Origin of the sequence: Streptomyces sp. NPDC093801, from assembly GCF_040701585.1 — a bacterium.
GTDB lineage: Bacteria > Actinomycetota > Actinomycetes > Streptomycetales > Streptomycetaceae > Streptomyces.
In genome coordinates this window covers 51,559-68,963 of sequence record NZ_JBFBDP010000013.1, presented here as the reverse complement: position 1 = coordinate 68,963, position 17,405 = coordinate 51,559, and the positions used below count along the sequence as shown (strand labels likewise).

14 protein-coding genes, 1 tRNA gene and 1 pseudogene are annotated in these 17,405 nt (G+C 75.3%); 15 read left to right on the top strand and 1 reads right to left on the bottom strand.

The annotated features are described in order from the left end of the window. The first annotated feature begins 107 nt into the window (after positions 1-107). The 11 genes from AB0469_RS16940 to AB0469_RS16890 all read left to right on the top strand — a co-directional run bounded on the left by AB0469_RS16940 (position 108) and on the right by AB0469_RS16890 (position 11,059). Complete coding sequence (locus AB0469_RS16940; RefSeq protein WP_366452161.1) at positions 108-881, top strand: GntR family transcriptional regulator; 774 nt, start codon at positions 108-110, stop codon at positions 879-881. A 147-nt stretch (positions 882-1,028) separates the two neighbouring features. Then, positions 1,029-2,150 carry a TIGR03364 family FAD-dependent oxidoreductase gene (locus AB0469_RS16935; RefSeq protein WP_366452160.1) on the top strand — a complete coding sequence of 374 codons (1,122 nt, stop codon included), beginning with the start codon at positions 1,029-1,031 and terminating at the stop codon, positions 2,148-2,150. A gap of 5 nt (positions 2,151-2,155) precedes the next feature. Then, positions 2,156-2,854, top strand: a complete 699-nt coding sequence (locus tag AB0469_RS16930; protein WP_366452159.1) for a phosphonatase-like hydrolase — start codon at positions 2,156-2,158, stop codon at positions 2,852-2,854. Next, positions 2,851-3,900: an ABC transporter ATP-binding protein gene (locus AB0469_RS16925; protein WP_366452158.1), complete on the top strand. Its 1,050-nt coding sequence runs from the start codon at positions 2,851-2,853 to the stop codon at positions 3,898-3,900. The genes AB0469_RS16930 and AB0469_RS16925 overlap by 4 nt, the downstream gene beginning before the upstream one ends. A gap of 331 nt (positions 3,901-4,231) precedes the next feature. Beyond that, complete coding sequence (locus AB0469_RS16920; RefSeq protein WP_366452295.1) at positions 4,232-5,092, top strand: 2-aminoethylphosphonate ABC transporter permease subunit; 861 nt, start codon at positions 4,232-4,234, stop codon at positions 5,090-5,092. Then, positions 5,079-5,876, top strand: coding sequence for an ABC transporter permease subunit (locus tag AB0469_RS16915; protein ID WP_366452157.1), 798 nt, complete (start codon positions 5,079-5,081; stop codon positions 5,874-5,876). The genes AB0469_RS16920 and AB0469_RS16915 overlap by 14 nt, the downstream gene beginning before the upstream one ends. A 55-nt stretch (positions 5,877-5,931) precedes the next feature. Continuing rightward, a complete protein-coding gene (locus AB0469_RS16910; RefSeq protein ID WP_366452156.1) occupies positions 5,932-7,017 on the top strand; it encodes a 2-aminoethylphosphonate ABC transporter substrate-binding protein in 1,086 nt (361 codons plus the stop codon). 165 nt (positions 7,018-7,182) lie between these two features. Beyond that, a complete protein-coding gene (locus AB0469_RS16905; RefSeq protein ID WP_366452155.1) occupies positions 7,183-8,769 on the top strand; it encodes an alkaline phosphatase family protein in 1,587 nt (528 codons plus the stop codon). Between the two features lie 108 nt (positions 8,770-8,877). Continuing rightward, the gene (locus AB0469_RS16900) at positions 8,878-9,657 is read left to right on the top strand and encodes an HAD-IIA family hydrolase (RefSeq protein ID WP_366452154.1); all 780 of its coding nucleotides are present in this window, start codon (positions 8,878-8,880) and stop codon (positions 9,655-9,657) included. A gap of 137 nt (positions 9,658-9,794) precedes the next feature. After that, positions 9,795-10,397: a hypothetical protein gene (locus AB0469_RS16895; RefSeq protein ID WP_366452153.1), complete on the top strand. Its 603-nt coding sequence runs from the start codon at positions 9,795-9,797 to the stop codon at positions 10,395-10,397. Further along, positions 10,394-11,059 (top strand): class F sortase, encoded by a 666-nt coding sequence (locus AB0469_RS16890; protein ID WP_366452152.1) that lies wholly within the window; start codon positions 10,394-10,396, stop codon positions 11,057-11,059. The genes AB0469_RS16895 and AB0469_RS16890 overlap by 4 nt, the downstream gene beginning before the upstream one ends. Positions 11,060-11,119: 60 nt before the next feature. Here the strand turns inward: AB0469_RS16890 and AB0469_RS16885 are convergent. Further along, a tRNA-Lys gene (locus tag AB0469_RS16885) sits at positions 11,120-11,193 on the bottom strand. A gap of 252 nt (positions 11,194-11,445) precedes the next feature. On the opposite strand from AB0469_RS16885, the pseudogene AB0469_RS16880 reads away from it, so the two are divergent. The 4 genes and pseudogenes from AB0469_RS16880 to AB0469_RS16865 all read left to right on the top strand — a co-directional run. Beyond that, positions 11,446-11,661 (top strand): annotated as a pseudogene (locus tag AB0469_RS16880) (hypothetical protein); the annotation flags it as partial. A 495-nt stretch (positions 11,662-12,156) separates the two neighbouring features. Further along, positions 12,157-13,236 carry a peptidoglycan-binding protein gene (locus AB0469_RS16875; RefSeq protein WP_366452293.1) on the top strand — a complete coding sequence of 360 codons (1,080 nt, stop codon included), beginning with the start codon at positions 12,157-12,159 and terminating at the stop codon, positions 13,234-13,236. A 1,340-nt stretch (positions 13,237-14,576) separates the two neighbouring features. Beyond that, positions 14,577-16,580 (top strand): SPFH domain-containing protein, encoded by a 2,004-nt coding sequence (locus AB0469_RS16870; protein WP_366452151.1) that lies wholly within the window; start codon positions 14,577-14,579, stop codon positions 16,578-16,580. Positions 16,581-16,791: 211 nt separating this feature from the next. After that, the gene (locus AB0469_RS16865) at positions 16,792-17,403 is read left to right on the top strand and encodes a lytic polysaccharide monooxygenase (protein WP_366452150.1); all 612 of its coding nucleotides are present in this window, start codon (positions 16,792-16,794) and stop codon (positions 17,401-17,403) included. Positions 17,404-17,405: the final 2 nt, after the last annotated feature.

Below are 17,405 nucleotides of genomic sequence, written 5' to 3'. Positions count from 1 at the left end.
GGCTCCCGCCCCCGTCCCCACCCGGCCGGCTGCACCCCCTGTCGCCCCCCGTGGCCCCCCGCCCCGCCCCGCACCTCCCGTACACCTCCCGCACGTACAGTCCGAGCGTGGAAGAACAGACCCGGCACCCCGCCCCCCACCGCCCCGGCTCGCCCGTCCGCTCCGGGATCCCCGAGCACGGCCGCATCCCCAAGTACTACGCCGTCAAGGCCCGTATCGCCGATCTCCTCGACGAGCTCGGCGAAGGCGGGGCGCTGCCCACCGAGCGGGACCTCGCCGAGCGGTACGAGGTGTCCCGCGAGACCGTGCGGCAGGCCCTGCGGGAGCTGCTGCTGGAGGGCCGCCTCCGCCGCTCCGGGCGCGGCACCGTCGTCGCGGGCCCCAAGCTGGAGCAGCCCCTGTCGCTCGCCAGCTACACCGAGGGCGTGCGCCGCCAGGGCCGCCGGCCCGGCCGCAGCCTCATCGGCCTGGAGCGGTTCCCCTGCCCGCCCGAACTCGCCCGCGGCATCGGCGCCGAACCCGGCGAGCCCGTCTGGCACCTGGAGCGCGTGCTGCTCGCCGACGACGAGCGCGTCGGGCTGGAGAGCACGTACGTCCGGGTCGCCCGGGCCCCCCGCCTCGACGTCGATTTCCAGCCGGACTCCTCCTTCTACGGATACCTCCGCGACAGCCTCGGCATCTCCTTCGGGGACGCCGACGAGAAGCTGGAGACCGTCCTCGCCACCCCCCGCGAGGCCCTGCTGATCGGCACCCCGCCCGCGCTCCCGATGCTGCTCATCCACCGCTTCTCGCGGGACCAGGACGGCCTCCCGCTGGAGCGGGTGCGTTCGCTCTACCGTGGCGACCGGTTCAGCTTCACGACCCGCCTGCGGCCCGAATAGTCCCCGGATAAAAGGAATGTGACCACCCCAACCGCCCCATTCACATCACAGGAAGATAACGGGTCTAGTCCAAGCGTCGAGGGCTGTTCACCGTCCCGACGCCCACCCGATCCTCCCGGGTCACGGACCGCCCCGAGCGTGGACGCCGTGAGAGTCATAGTCGTCGGAGGCGGCGTGGTCGGCACCATGCACGCCTGGCAAGCAGTCCAACGCGGCCACGAGGTCGTCCAGATCGAGCGCGAGGCCGAGGCGCGCGGCGCCTCGCTGCGCAATTTCGGCCAGATCTGGGTCAGCGGCCGGGCCGGGGGCGAGGAGCTCGACACCGCCCTGCGCGCCCGCGAGCTCTGGGAGCGGATCGGCGCGGAGGTGCCCGGCCTGGGCTTCCGCGCCATCGGCTCCCTCACCCCCGTGCGCAACGCCCGCGAGTACGCGGTCGCCGAGGCGGCCGTCGCCCGCCCCGACGCCGCCGCCCGCGGCTACGAGCTGGTCACCGCCGCCGAGGCGCGGGCGATCAACCCGGCCCTGCGCGGCGCCTTCGAGGCCGCGCTGTGGTGCGAGCGCGACGCCGCCGTCGAACCGCGCACCGCCCAGCTCCACCTCCGCGAGGCCCTCCGCGCCTCGGGCCGCTACACCTTCCTGCCCGGGCGCGAGGTCCGCGACCTGGCCGGCCCCGGCGCCGTCCGCGACGACCACGGCGACGTCCACCGCGGCGACGCCGTCGTCCTCGCCACCGGCGCCTGGCTCTCCGGCCTGGTCCGCGCACTCGTCCCCGACCTGCCCGTGCGCCGCGTCCGGCTCCAGATGATGCAGACCGCCCCCCTCGGCGAGCCGCTCACCACCTCCGTCGCCGACGCCGACAGCTTCCGCTACTACCCCGCCTACCGGAGCGAGGCCCTCGACGTCCTCAACGCCGAGCAGGCCCAGACGCCCGTCGCCGCCGCGCACAGGATGCAGCTGCTGATGGTCCAGCGCCAGGACGGCGGCCTGACCATCGGCGACACCCACGAGTACGAGCACCCCTTCGCGTTCGACACCGTCGAGGACCCCTACGACCACCTCACCGCGGTCGTCGAGTCCTTCCTGGGCCGCCCGCTGCCGAAGACCAGGCACCGCTGGGCGGGCGTGTACGCGCAGTGCACCGACACCGGCCGCGTCGTCCACCGCCAGCAGGTCGGCGAAGGCGTCTGGCTCGTCACCGGACCGGGCGGCCGGGGCATGACCTGCTCGCCCGCCATCGCCGAAACCACCGCGAACGAACTGGGCTGGTGAGCCGCATGACCGAAACCCGCACCCCCGGCAAGCTGATCGTCCTCGACATGGCCGGCACCACCGTCGCCGACGGCGGACTCGTCGAGCGCGCCTTCGAACGCGCCGCCGACCGCCTCGGCGTCGAGCCGGGCACCCCCGACCACGCCGAGAAGCTCCAGTACGTCCGCGACACCATGGGCGAGTCGAAGATCTCCGTCTTCCGTCACCTCTTCGGCACGGAGGAGCGCGCACAGCTCGCCAACTCCGCCTTCGAGGAGGCCTACGCGCAGCTCGTCGACGGCGGCCTCGTGTCCGAGGTCCCCGGAGCCCGCGCGACCATCGAGCGGCTCCGCGCCGACGGCCACACCGTCGTCCTGACCACCGGCTTCGCCCGCGTCACCCAGGACGCCGTCCTCCACGCCCTCGGCTGGCGGGACCTGGCCGACCTCGCCCTCTGCCCCGCCGACGCGGGCGGCCGCGGCCGCCCCTACCCCGACATGGTGCTGGCCGCGTTCCTGCGCACCGGCGCCGTGGCCGACGTGCGCGAGACCGTCGTCGCCGGGGACACCGCCTACGACATGCTCAGCGGCACCCGCGCCGGAGCGGGCACCGTCGCCGGGGTCCTCACCGGCGCCCACGGCCGGGACACGCTCACCGGGCACGGCGCCACGCACGTCCTGGGCTCCGTCGCCGAACTCCCCGCCCTCCTCCGGGAGCCGTCGTGAGCGGCATCCGCTTCGACTCCGTCTCGGTCGCCTACCACGGCACCACCGTCCTGGACTCCCTCGACCTGACCGTCGAACCCGGCGAGGTCATGGCCCTGCTCGGCCCCTCCGGCTCCGGGAAGACCACCGCCCTGCGCGCCGTAGCCGGCTTCGTCCGGCCCGTCGCCGGACGCGTGCTGATCGGCGGCCGGGACGTCACCGCCCTCCCGCCGCACAAGCGCGGCATCGGCATGGTCGTCCAGCAGTACGCGCTCTTCCCGCACATGAGGGTCGAGGACAACGTCGCCTTCGGCCTGCGCGCCCAGAAGGCCCCCCGGGCCGAGATCCCGGCCCGGGTCACCGGGGCCCTGGACATGACGGGGATGGCCGCCTACGCCAAGCGCTACCCCCGTGAGCTCTCCGGCGGACAGCAGCAGCGGGTGGCCATCGCCCGTGCCCTCGCCATCCGACCCGGGGTCCTCCTGCTCGACGAGCCCCTCTCGGCCCTCGACGCCCAGCTGCGCTCCGGGATGCTGGCCGAACTCGCCCGGCTGCACCGCGAACTCCCCGACGTCTCCATCCTGTACGTCACCCACGACCAGGTCGAGGCCCTCACCCTGGCCGACCGGATCGCCGTCATGGACCGGGCCCGCCTCCAGGACTGCGGCACCCCGCAGCAGCTGTACCGGGCGCCGCGCACGGAGTTCACGGCGTCCTTCGTCGGCAACGCCAACCTGCTCCCGGTGACGGTCGCCGAGGGCGGTGCCCTGTTCGAGGGACGCCCCCTGACCCTCGACCGGGGCCCGGCGGCCCCCGGCTCCTCCGCCACCCTGTGCGTACGGCCGCACCTGCTGGGCCTCGGCGAGGGGCCCAACGCCCTGCGCGGCACCATCGCCGAGGTGCAGTGGCGCGGCTCCACGCACCGGCTGTACGTCGACGTCGGCGGGCACCGTGTCAAGGCCGACCTCCCCGAGCTGCGGGAGACCCCGGCCCTGGGCGACGCGGTCACCCTCCACTTCGAGCCCCGCGACGCGGTGCTCCTGGCGGCGGGGGTCACCCGTGCCTGAGGCCGCCCGGCCCCCGGCCGCCCCGGCCCCGGCCCCCTCGGCCGCCCCGGCCGCCCCGGCCCCGGCCCCCTCGGCCCACACTGCGGCCCGCCCGTCCCCGCCGGTCCCGGCCCAGGCCGCGGCACCCGCCCCGGCCCAGGCCGCGGCACCCGCCCCGGCCCCGGCCGCGGCACCCGCCCCGGCCCCGGCCGCGGCCCCCGCCCCGGCCCCGGCCGCGGCCCCCGCCCCGGCCCAGGCCGCGGCCCCCGCCCCCGTACCGGACCCCGTACCGGACCCCGTACCGGCCCGCGCGCCCGTACCCGACCCGGCCCCGAACGCGGCACTCGACCCCGTGCGCGACCCCGCTCCCGCCCCCGCCCCGCAGGGGAGCCGGCGGCTGCCGCGGGCCGTCTGGGCGCTGCCGCCCGTCGCCCTGCTCGGGCTGGTGTTCCTCTACCCGCTCGCCCTGGTCGTCCGGCAGTCCCTCACCCCCGACAACGGCGGCGGCGCCCTCGACGCCTACTCCGCCGTCTTCGCCTCCCACGCCTTCCGCGAAGCCCTCGGCACCACCGTCCGGCTGGCGCTCGCCGCCACCGCCGGCTGCCTCCTCCTCGGCTTCACCCTGGCGCTGGTCATCGCCTTCGTCCCCTTCCCCGGCGCCAGGGCCGTCGCCAAGTTCATCGACGTCTTCCTCTCCTTCCCCTCCTTCCTCATCACCCTCGCCCTCCTCTTCATCTACGGAACCGTCGGCCTGGCCAACGGCCTCTGGACCGACACCCTCGGCGGCGCCGAAGGCCCGTTCCACTTCCTCACCACCCCCTGGGGCGTCCTCCTCGCGGAGATCACGTACTTCACCCCCTTCGTGATGCGCCCCCTGCTCGCCGCCTTCTCCCAGCTGGACACCGCCCAGCTGGAGGTGGCCGCCGGCCTCGGCGCCCGCCCCGCCCGGATCGTCCGGCAGGTGGTCCTCCCCGAGGCCCTCCCCGCCCTCGCGGCGGGCGGCAGCCTCGTCCTCGTCATGTGCCTCAACGAGTTCGGCATCGTCCTGTTCACCGGCGCCAAGGGCGTCACGACCCTGCCGATGCTCGTCTACGGCAAGGCGGTCCTCGAATCCGACTACCCGGCCGCCTGCGTGGCCGCCGTCGTCAACATCGCCATATCCATCGGCCTGTTCGGCCTCTACCGGGTGGTGGGCAAGCGTGCTGGTGCATAGCAGGGGCGGCCGCTGGGCCGCCTGGACCCTGTTCGGGATCCTCTTCGTCCCCCTCTTCGCCCTGCCCCTCCTCGTGGTCGTGGCCGCCTCCTTCGCCACCCACTGGTCCGGTGCCCTCCCCTCCGGCCCGACCACCGCGCACTACGCCTCCGCCGTCCAGGGGGAATCGCTCCAGGCCCTGACCACCTCCCTGGTCACCGCCCTGGCCGCCAGCCTCCTCGCGCTCACCGCCGGCACCTGGGCCGCCCTGGCCGCCGCCGCCCTCGGCCGGCGCGGCAAGCGGGCCCTGGACGCGCTGTTCATGCTGCCGGTCGCCGTGCCGTCCGTGGTCGTCGGCCTCGCCGTCCTCGTCGCGTTCAGCAAGCCCCCGCTGCTACTCAACGGCACCGGCACGATCGTGGTCCTGGCGCACGCCGTTCTCGTCACGGCGTTCGCCTACCAGTCGGTTTCGGCCGCCATGGTGCGTCTCGACCCCGCGTACGAGCAGGCGGCCGCCTCCCTGGGCGCCCGTCCCGCGTACGTGCTGTGGCGGGTCAGGCTCCCCCTCCTGCTGCCGTCCCTCACGGCGGCCGCCGGACTCTGCTTCGCCCTGTCCATGGGCGAGCTGAGCGCCACGATGATGCTCTACCCGCCGGACTGGACGCCCCTCCCGGTCCGGATCTTCACCGCCACCGACCGCGGTTCGCTCTTCGGCGGATCCGCCGTCGCCGTGGTGCTGATGGCCGCCACCCTGCTGGTCCTCCTGGCCGTCTCCCGCATCCGCACCCGCGCCTCCTACCGCTGACACCCCCCCGCGTCGCCCCCAGCCCGCACACCCCCGTCCCCGTAAGGAAGTCCCCGTGTCCAGAGCCCTCCTGCTCCGCACCGCCACCGCCCTCACCGCCGGCCTCGCCCTCGCCACCACCCTCACCGCCTGCGGAGGCTCCTCCACCGCCGCCGGCTCCGACTCCGCGGGCGGCGGCGAGAAGACCGTCACCGTCTACAGCGCCGACGGCCTCAAGAGCGACAAGGGCGACGGCTGGTACGACAAGGTCTTCGCCGACTTCACCAAGAAGACCGGCATCGAGGTCAAGTACGTCGAAGGCGGCTCCGGCGAGATGGTCCAGCGCGCCGTCCGCGAGAAGACCAACACCCAGGCCGACGTACTGATCACCCTGCCGCCCTTCATCCAACAGGCCGACGGAAAGGGCCTGCTCCAGGCCTACGCCCCGCAGGGCTCCGACCAGGTCAACGGCGCCGACAAGGCCGCCGACGCCAAGTGGACCTCCGTCGTCAACAACTACTTCGGCTTCGTCTACAACAAGAAGGAGCTGACCACCGCCCCCAGGACCTGGGAGGAGCTCCTCGACGCCACGTACAAGGGCAAGCTCCAGTACTCCACCCCCGGCGTCGCGGGCGACGGCACGGCCGTCCTGGTCAAGGCCGTGCACGACTTCGGCGGCAAGGACCAGGCGATGGACTTCCTCAAGAGGCTCCAGGCGAACAACGTCGGCCCGTCGTCCTCCACCAGCAAGCTCGCGCCCAAGACCGACAAGGGCGAACTGCTCGTCGCCAACGGCGACGTCCAGATGAACTTCGCCCAGTCCAAGTCCATGCCGAACCTCGGCATCTGGTTCCCCGCCAAGGACGGCGGCAGGCCCACCACCTTCGCCCTCCCGTACGCGGCTGGCCTGGTCGCCAAGGCCCCGCACACCGAGAACGGCAAGAAGCTCCTCGACCACCTGCTCAGCGAGGACGCCCAGAAGCTGGTCAGCGAGGTCGGTGGCGGCTTCCCCGCCCGCACGGACGTCAAGCCCACCGACGCCAACGCCATCGAACTCGCCAAGCTGATGGGCGGCGTCGAGGTCTTCGAGCCGGACTGGGCCGACATCGACAAGAACCTCACGGCCTACGTCGACGCGTGGAAGTCCGCGACCGGCAGCTGAGCCTTGACCTCCCGGCCACCCCCACCGGGAACCATATCGAACAGATAACGGGTCTGGACCGACTCCGCACCTCGGTCCGGACCCGCCGCATGCGCGCCCGTCCGCGCGCTGCGGCACCCGCACGCGCACACACCCACACACGCCCACTTGCTCCTGGAGGAGTACGTGTCCCCTGTCCTGCGCGGACGCACCCTCGCCGTGACCGCCACCGCCACGGCCCTGCTCGCCACCGGCCTCGGCCTCACCGCCACGGCCACCGCCGCCACCGGCGACCCCAAGGCCGCGGCGGAAGCGGCCGCCAAGGCCGCGGCGGCCGCCCCCCGGGCCGCCGCCGGCTCCACCGACAAGGTCCTCGTCATCGGCCTCGACGGAATGGTCCTCGACCGCGTCGAGGCCGCCGACGCCCCCAACCTGAAGGGCCTGATGGCCGAGGGCCTGACCGCCCGCAGCACCCTCTACGCGAGCCCCATGGCCGCCACCTCCTCCGGCCCCGGCTGGTCCACCATCGCCACCGGCGTCTGGCCCGACAGGCACGGGGTGAAGGACAACTCCTTCACCGGCAGGAACTACACCGCCCACCCGGACTTCCTCACCCGCGCCGAGAACGCCAAGCCGGCCCTCAACACCTACGCGGCCGCCGACTGGGAGCCCATCACCTCCACCGACGCGGGCGGCCCGATCTTCTCGGCCAAGGTCGACAAGCGCCTCTCCCTCAAGGGCGACCGCGACGGCTACGAGTCCGAGGACCCGAAGATCGCCACGGCCGCCTCGGCCGAACTGCGCGACGGCAACCCCGACGCCTCCTTCGTCTACCTCGGCCAGGTCGACGGCGCCGGCCACTCCCACGGCGCCGCCAGCCGGCAGTACCTCGACGCCATCGGCCGCGTCGACACCCTCGTCGGCCGGCTCCTCACCGCCGTCAAGGACCGCCCGACGTACGCCCAGGAGAACTGGAAGATCCTGGTCACCACCGACCACGGCCACACCGACGCCGGCGGCCACGGCGGCTCCACCCTCCAGGAGCGCGGCACCTTCGTCATCGCCAAGGGCGCCGGGATCCCCGCCGGTTCGGTACGCGACGACGTCAAGCCCGTCGACGTCGCCGCCACCGCCCTCGCCCAGGTCGGCGTCCCCACCACCGGACTGGACGGCGTCCCCCTCGACGCCCCCGACGACGACGACCCCTTCGACACCCTGCGCCCCGCCCTCCGGGCCCGCGTGGACGAGACCGGCATTCCGGCCGGGATGAAGGGCTCCACGCACACCCCGCCCGCCGGCTGGTCCGTGGACAACTCGAAGATGGGCACCGGCGGTGTCACCGAGTGGGCCGGATGGGCCTTCGCCACCGACGAGTTCTGGACCCAGGCGCAGCGCGACCAGTGGCGCGAGCTGAACGTCCGCTCCCGCGACGTGTTCGCCGTCGCCGACTCCGACGAGTGGGACGACAAGAGCCACACCGGCACCTTCGACTCCACCCTGATCACCCCCAAGTGGCCCGTCACCGGCGGCTCCACGCGCACCCTGTCCTTCCAGACGCACTACCGCCACGAGGCCGGCCAGACCGCCCAGGTCCTCGTCTCCTACGACGGCGGCGCCCCGGCCGTGGTCACGACGTACACGGCCGACGCCGTCGCCAGGACGGAGTCCCTCCCGCTCCGGATCCCGGCGGGCGCCACCGACGTCCAGATCCGCTTCCGCTACAGCGGCACCAACAACTGGTTCTGGACCGTCGACAACGTCCGCCTGGGCTAGGCCGTCCGGGCCGTGGACGCCCCCCGCGTCCACGGCCCGCGCCCGCTAGGGTGGGTGGTACAGACCACAGACCCACAGGTCAGAGGCCACCAGAGCGGAGAGAAATCCGTGGCAGAGCGCAAGCCGATCGAATCCTGGCTCACCGACATGGACGGGGTCCTCATCCACGAGGGCACGCCGATCCCCGGCGCCGATGCCTTCATCAAGCGGCTGCGCGAGTCCGGCAAGCCCTTCCTGGTCCTCACCAACAACTCGATCTACACCCCGCGCGACCTCCAGGCCCGGCTCAGCCGCATGGGCCTGGACGTGCCCGTGGACAACATCTGGACGTCGGCCCTGGCCACCGCGAAGTTCCTCGACGACCAGCGCCCGGGCGGCACGGCGTACGTCATCGGCGAGGCGGGCCTGACCACCGCCCTGCACGACATCGGCTACATCCTCACCGACCACGAGCCCGACTACGTGGTCCTGGGCGAGACGCGCACCTACAGCTTCGAGGCCATGACCAAGGCCGTCCGCCTGATCAACGGCGGCGCCCGCTTCATCTGCACCAACCCCGACGAGACCGGTCCCTCCACCGAGGGCCCGCTCCCGGCCACCGGCGCGGTCGCCGCGCTCATCACCAAGGCCACCGGCAAGCAGCCGTACTTCGCGGGCAAGCCCAACCCGCTGATGATGCGCACGGGCCTCAACGCCATCGGAGCCCACTCCGAGACCAGCGCGATGATCGGCGACCGGATGGACACCGACGTGCTGGCCGGCCTGGAGGCCGGCATGCAGACCTTCCTCGTGCTGACCGGGCTGACCACGATGGAGGACACCGAGAAGTTCCCCTACCGCCCCACCCGGACGGTCGACTCCATCGCGGATCTCGTCGGCCTCGTGTAGCCGCCCCGTGGGCCGGGCGGGGGACCCGGGGGCGGGGGGCGTTGGGGCGTATGGATGACACGTACGGGCCAAAAGGGCGCCGCTCCGGATGCGGGGCGGCGCGCCGCGCGTGAACCTCCTAGTCGAGGAGGTTCACCATGCGCTGTTCTCTGATCGCTCTCCGTGCCGCGGCGGTGGCCGTGACCCTGGCGGCCTGCACCGCCGTGACCGCCCCCGCCGCCCTGGCGAACGAAGGGGACCGCGGCGGTGTCTCCGTCGAGCCGAATCCGGTCGCACCGGGCGGGCGGGTCAAGGTCCGTGTCAGGGCCTGCGATGGCGACTGGGCGGTGGCCCGGTCCCCCGTCTTCGACTCCGAGGTCCGGCTGCACAAGGGCCACGAGGACCCGCGCACCCTCTTCGGGGAGGCCGAGATCCGCTCGCACGCCGACCCCGGCTGGCACGAGGTCCGCGTCAAGTGCGAGGGCCGTGACGAGGGCCTGCGCGGCTCCCTGGAGATCCGCCACCGCGACCACCGCCCCGAGCCCCACCACTCGCCCGTCTGGCCGGTCCACGCGGGTGGCGGCGCGATGGCCGCCCAGGTCGCGGAGACCACCCGGCTTGCCGCCGCGGCGAAGAAGAGCCACCACGGGGACGGCCCCGGCCTGCCGCAGACCGTCATCGGCGCGGTCCTGGCCGCCGCGGCCACGCTGGCGGTCGCCGGCCGCGCCCTGACCCTGCGCCGCCGCCGCAACGGCGGATGAGCGGGCCCCGGCCCTCCGCCGGCGGCCGGCTGCTGACCTTCACCGCCTGGTCGGTGCTGGTGCTCGGCCTCTGGCTGTGGGGCAAGGAGATCACCGGGGTGCCGGCCGGTCCGCCCTCCGCGGGGGCCGGAGGCCGGGCCGCCGGGCCGGGTCTGCCCGCCGCGCGGCCGCCGCTGACCGCGGCGATGCCCGCCCGGCTCGACGTACCGTCCCTGGGGGTGCAGGCGCCGGTGATCGCGCGGGGCCTGGACCGCCACGGGGCGATCGAGCCGCCGCCGTACGAGCTGCCCGGCACGGTGGGCTGGTGGGGCGCGGGCCCGGCGCCCGGCGCGGTGGGGGCGGCGCTGATGGTGGGGCACGTGGACACGAAGTCCAAGCCGGCGGTCTTCTTCGGCCTGGGCTCGGTCAAGCCGGGGGAGAAGGTCCGCGTGGCGCGGGCGGACGGGACGGTCGCCGAGTTCACCGTCGAGGACGTGCGGGTCTACGAGCGCGCGGGCTTCGACCCCCACCAGGCGTACGGGCCCCGGGTCGAGGGCCGCGCGGAGCTGCGGCTGGTGACCTGCGGCGGGACCTACGACAAGGCCGCCGGGCAGTACTCGGCGAACGTGGTGGTCTCGGCGTACCTGACGGGCGCGGGGACCGGGCGGGGCGCGGCGGCGTAGCCACCGGCCGAACGACGAAGAAGCCCCCGCAGCTTTCGCTGCGGGGGCTTCCCCTGTCTGTGCGCCGCCAGGGACTCGAACCCCGGACCCGCTGATTAAGAGTCAGCTGCTCTAACCAACTGAGCTAGCGGCGCTTGCTGACAGGGAAAACTCTACCCCACTTCCAGAGGTGCTCGTGACCAGCCGCGCCCGCGTTGTCCGATTAACCCATGTTTGGGGGGTTTATCGTGCACGATATGTCTGGGTCGGGCCACTTCTGACGCTCCGTCGGATGCGGGCCGGGCCCGGACCGACGACGAGCAGGAGCGATCGGCCCGCTCAGGACCGATCAGGGGAGTGGACGGAACCGCATGACGACGCAGCCTCCGGTGCACGGACCGACGCCGATGCCGATGCCTGTCTTCGAGGAGTACGAGCCCGTCGGCGACTGCGTGTGCCCCGGGTGCGCGCAGCGGCGCCGGACCCTCGCCCGCGGGTCGGCCATAGCGCTGCGCGACGCCGGGCTCCCGGCCGTGCGCGGGGCCCGCAGGGCCCTGGTGCTGGCCACGGCGGCCGGGGTGGTCCTGGGCGGCGCCGGTCCGGCGGCCGCGCTGGCGGGTCACCCGTCCCCGGCGAAGCCGAGCCCGTCGGAGCCGGCACCGGTCCGCGGGCGGGCGACCGTTCCCGAACCCGCGGACGCCTCCCCCCACGCGGCCGACCCCGGGCGGCACGCCGACTCCGGGCCTGCGGATGGTCGGGGGCATGCGGCCGGCCCCGGGCGGCACGCCGACTCCGGGCCTGCGGCCGGTCCCGGGCATGCGGCCGGCCACGGGCGGCCCGCCGGTTCCGGGCCTGCGGACGGTCGGGGGCACGTGGCTGGTCCCGGGGGTGGCCCCGGCGCCCCGCATGCGGCCGGCGCCCCCCGCACCTCCCCGCACGGACCCTCGCGCACCCCTGCCCACGCTCCCGGGAACACCCCGTCGCACGGCTCCTCGCACGGCCCTGCGCACCCGTCCGGTCACGGCCCCGGTCACGGCCCCGGCCCCGGTTCCGGCTCCGGGCCCTCGGCCCGGGACACCCCGGGCGGCCCGGGGAGCCCGCAGGGCGGACGGGCCCCGTTGCACGGCCGTCCGCCGTCCACCGGCGGCCGCCCCCCGGCCTCCGGACCGGGCCGGCCGGGCGCGCCCTCCCTCGCGCGGCGCATCGACCGGGCCACGATCATCAACCGGGCGAAGCTGTGGCTGGAGGCGCAGGTCCCCTACAGCATGTCCGAGTACTGGACGGACGGATACCGGCAGGACTGCTCGGGATACGTCTCCATGGCCTGGAACCTCGGCACGAACGAGTGGACCGGCAGCCTCGACACCTTCGCCACGAAGATCACCAAGGAAGAGCTGCTGCCCGGGGACATGCTGCTGTTCCACAACCCGGCGGACCCCAACAAGGGCTCGCACGTCGTCCTCTTCGGCGGCTGGGTCGACGAGACGCACACGCACTACATCGCCTACGAGCAGACCCCGCCGCTCACGCGGCGGCTCGCCACGCCGTACGGGTACTGGGAGAACAGCGCGAAGTACGTCCCGTACCGGTTCAACGGGGTGGCCGGCGGGATCCTCCCGGGCGACTCGGTGCCGCCCGCGCAGCAGCCCACGGTCACCTTCCCAGGGGCGTCCAAGTTCGGGCCCGGCGCCGACAACAAGTACGTCGCCGAGCTGGGCCGGATGCTGATCGACCGCGGCGCCCTGCGGTTCTACCCGCACGGGCCGAGTACGAAGTGGAGCGAGGCCGACCGGCAGGCCACGCAGGCGTTCCAGCAGGCGCAGGGCTGGACGGGCACCGATGCGGACGGCATCCCCGGCGAGCACACCTGGCGGCTGCTGGTCCAGCGCCAGGGCAACGACATCGTGCCCACGAGCCGCACGACGCCCCCGCCGGCCCCGCGTCCCGGCCCCGCCGGAGCCCCCGCCCACCCGGGGCCGGGGGTCTTCCGGCCGGGCGGCTCCCATCCGGCGATCGCGGCGATGGGCCGCCGGCTGGTGCAGAAGGGCTTCGGCAAGTACTACACGTCCGGCCCGGGCCAGGCCTGGACGGAGGCCGACCGCCGCAACGTCGAGGCCTTCCAGCGCGCGCAGGGCTGGCGCGGCGCCATGGCCGACGGCTACCCGGGCCCGGAAACCTGGCGCCGGCTGTTCGCATGACGGAGGCAACGATGCAACCCACCCGCACCACGTCCACGACGGGCACGTTCCACCCCTGCGCGCCCTCCGCCACCCGGCAGACCGCACCCGGGCATGCGGCGACGCACCCCGCCACCGCGCAGCCGGTCTCCCGGCCCGATGCCGCGGCGCCCCGGCGGCCGGCCCCACCGGGAACGCACCCGGTGGAGCAGGCCGCGGCGTCGCCCACCACCCCGGACTCCCGGCACGGCGCCCCGCCAGCCGGGCTCCGCCCCGACGCCCCGAGCAGCGGACGCCCGCCCGCGTGCGGGCCGGCGGGGGCGTACCCCGGCGCCCCGGAGTCCCGGTACGGCGTACCGGCGCCCGAGGCCGGGCCCGGTGACCTGAGCACCCGGCGTCCGCCCGCGTCACCCCCGTCCGGGCAGGCGGAGATGCGCCCCGGCGCCCCGGAGTCCCGCCTGGATGCCCCGAGCGCGCCGCCCGCGTCGCCGGGGGAGACCCCGGCCGGGCGGGCCGCGGCGTACCCGGGAGCCCCGTGGGCCCGGTACGACACCCTCCCACCGGTGTCCGGCCCCGACGCCCCGACCCTCCAGCGACCCATCCCGCCGGGAACGCTCCCGGTGGCCGCGGCGTACCCCGGCGCCCCGGAATCCGGGGAGGGCGGCCCGACTTCAGGGGTTCGACCCGATGCCCCGGGCCTTCAGCGGCCCACGCCGCCGGGGACGACTCCGGCGTACTCCGGAGCCCCGGCGTTCCAGGAGGGAGGTTTGACCTCCGGGGGCCGGGCCGGTGTCCCGAGCAGCCCGCAGCGGCCCATCCCGCCGGGAACGCTCCCGGTGGCCGCGGCGTACCCCGGCGCCCCGGAATCCCGGGAGGGCGGCCCGACGTCCGCGGCCCGGGCCGGTGATCCCGCCGTGCGGCGGTCGACGCCGTCCCCCGCACGGGACGCGGCGGCCCCGGCCCGCGCCGGAGACTCCGTCTCCCGGTTCGACGGATCCGGGGCCCAGCCGCACCGGGCCCCCGTCCGCACCGAAAGCGCCGCCCCGCAGGCCCGGGCCCGGACCGACGGTGTCGCGTCGGCCTGGGCCCCGGATCCGACGCGCGTGGTTCGGGCCGCGGCTCCCGCCCGCCCGACGGGCCCTGGCGCGGAGCCCCGTCCGGCCGGAGCCACCCGCTTCACCTCCGGCCCCGCCGCCCCGGCCCTGACGGCCCGCCCGGAGCCGCAGGCCGCGCACACCGCCGCCCCGGCCGAACCGGTACGCGCGGCACACCCCGCCACGGCAAGGCTCCCGCACCGTGCTGAGGGCCCGGCCGACCCGGTACGGGCGGTCCGGTCCGCCGATCCGCGCGCGGTGGCCCCCGTGCCGCAGCCGAACCTGCCCCCGCACGCCACCGCGGCGCGTGTGGAGGCGGCCCTGTCGTCGGCCGGCCCCACCACGGCGGCTCCGTCCGGGAGCCCGGAGCCGTCGATCCGGGCCGGCCACCCCGCCCACACCGACCCCGCCCGAGAGCCGGCGGCCACCCCGGCCCGGACGACCGCTCCCGTGCCGGAGGCCGCCGCTTCGACCCGGACGAGTCGTTCCTCGTCGGAGGTGACAGACGCGGCCCTGGAGGCCGTTCCCGCGCCGGACGTTCACGTCGCCGACGCGCTCCGCCCCCCGCCCGCGGAAGCGGGCGCCGAGGAGCAGCCGCGCCCGGCCGCCCCGGCACCCCGTGCCGAGCGGCACCCCCGCACCGACCTCGTCGGGCCGGACTCCACGGTCGGTCCGGTGCGCACCGCGTGGCAGGCCCCGGCCGCCCGCACCGGCCCGCAGGGCGACACCGACCCCGCGGAGCCGCCGCAGCCGGACGCCCGCAGGGGGCCCCGCCCCTGCTCCTCCGGCGGGCAGCCGCCGTACCCGGACGCTCCGGCCGCCCCCTCCGCGCCACAACCCCCGGTCGCCTGCCGGGAACCGCACCCCTCCGCCCCCGCCGCGCAGCGCCCGCAGACGGCCCGGGCCGAAGCGCCGCCCCCCTCCGCGGCCACCCGCGCGGAGCCGCCCCCGGCCGCCCCCGCCCCCCGTACCGCGCCGCACGACCCGCCGGTCGTGCCCCTCGCGCACGCCGGGCCGTACGACCGGGACCACACCGCCCGGCCGGAGCCGGGGCGTGCCGGTGGTTCCCGGGGGGAGGTGCCCGCCGCGCGGGAGGCCGTCGTGGGGATCCCGCATCCGCAGGGGTCCGGCGTTCCCGGGCCCGGGGTGGCCGAGATCGTCGCCCAGGCCGTCGCCCGGGGGATCGACGGCAAGGACGGGGTGCGCGGGGACGCCGACGCCGGCCCGCTCGCCCGCCGCGGGCCCGTGAAGGGGGCCGCCGTGACGGAGGTTCCAGTGCACCTGCCGTTCCGCCCCGGCCCCGGGGCCCCCGCCCCCGCCCCCTCCCGCCGCCCCGCGGAGCGCACGGCGCCGGCCGGGCGGCGGGTGCCCCGGGCGGACGAGCGGCTCCGGGAACACCGGGGTCCGGTCCTGCCCGGGTGGATCGCCGTGGCCGTCGGCGCGCTCGCCCTCGCCGGCTGCGCGGCCGTGCTGTGGCGGGCCGGAGTGGTCCCCGCCCCCCTGGTGGCCGCCTTCGGGGTGCATCCCCGCCCCTACCACGGGCTCCGCGCCACCCACTGGCCCCCGCTCGCCTTCCTCGGCGTCGTCACCCTGCTCTCCCTCGGAGGCCTCGGCCGGGCCAGGGCCGGCCACGCCTGGGTGCTCACCCTGTTCGGCAGCTACCGCGGCACCGTCCGCCGTACCGGCCTGACCTGGATCAGCCCCCTCCTGCTGCGCCGGCGCGTGGACGTCCGGCTGCGGCACTGGCGCAGTGAGCCCATGCCCGCCGTGGACTCGGGCGGCCTCGCCCTCCAGGTGGTCGTCCAGGTCGTCTGGCAGGTCCGGGACACCGCCCGTGCCACCCTCGCCGTCGAGGACCACATCGAGTACCTCGCCGAGCAGGTCGAATCGGCCACGGCCCGGGTGCTGTCCCGGCTCCCGGCCGACGCCTTCCACGACGACGCCCCGACCCTGCGCGACGCCGAGGCCGTCGGCGAGGCGCTGACCCGGGCCCTCGCCGCCGACACCGAGGCCGTCGGCATCGAGGTGTTCTCCGCCCAGCCCACCCGTATCGAGTACGCCCCGGAGGTCGCCGAGGCGATGCGACGCCGCAGGATCGCGGCGATCGACGCCAAGCACCGGGACACCGTCCTCACCGCCGTCGTCGACGCCGTGGACGACACCGTCCACCGGCTCACCTCGCGCGGGATCGTCGAACTCGACGACTACGAGCGCAAGGCCCTGGTGAAGGACCTCACCGTCGCCTTCTACACCGGCAGGTCCGACCAGTAGCAGCAGCCGAAACGGGTGGCCGGTGACGACCGGACCACCCGTTTTCGCATTGGTATAGACATGGCCAACTCCCGTCAATACTGTGGGACTTGGTCTAGACCTAGCGCCCCCCACCCGTACCCGGCCCCGCCGAGGGGCCCGCTCCCCCTCCCCGGCGCGCCCCCATGCGCGCACGCCCCGCCAGGCTCTCCCCCCACACCCAAGGAGCATCATGCGTCCCTTCCGCATACCCGGACGCGCCGCCGGCGCCACCGTGCTCGGCGCCGCCCTCCTCGCCGGCGCGACCCTGTTCGCCGCCCCCACCGCCAGCGGCCACGGCTACACCGACACCCCCATCAGCCGCCAGAAGCTCTGCGCCAACAAGACCGTCCCCGACTGCGGCCCCATCCAGTGGGAGCCGCAGAGCGTCGAGGGCTACAAGGGCTTCCCGGCGGCCGGTCCGGCCGACGGCCAGATCTGCTCGGGCGGCCACGGCGAGTTCGCCCAGCTCGACGACCCCCGCGGCGGCACCTGGCCCGCGACCCGGGTGAACGCCGGCCAGCCCTTCGACTTCCGCTGGCAGTTCACCGCGAACCACTCCACCACCGACTTCAAGTACTACGTCACCAAGAACGGCTGGGACCCCACCAAGCCGCTCACCCGGGCCTCCCTCGACCCCCAGCCCTTCCTCGTCGTCCCCTACAACGGCGGGCGCCCGGACATGACCACCATCCACCGCGGCTCCATGCCCGCCGGCAAGACCGGCCGGCACCTGATCCTCGCCGTCTGGACCGTCAACGACACCCCCATGGCGTTCTACGCCTGCTCCGACGTTCAGTTCTGACG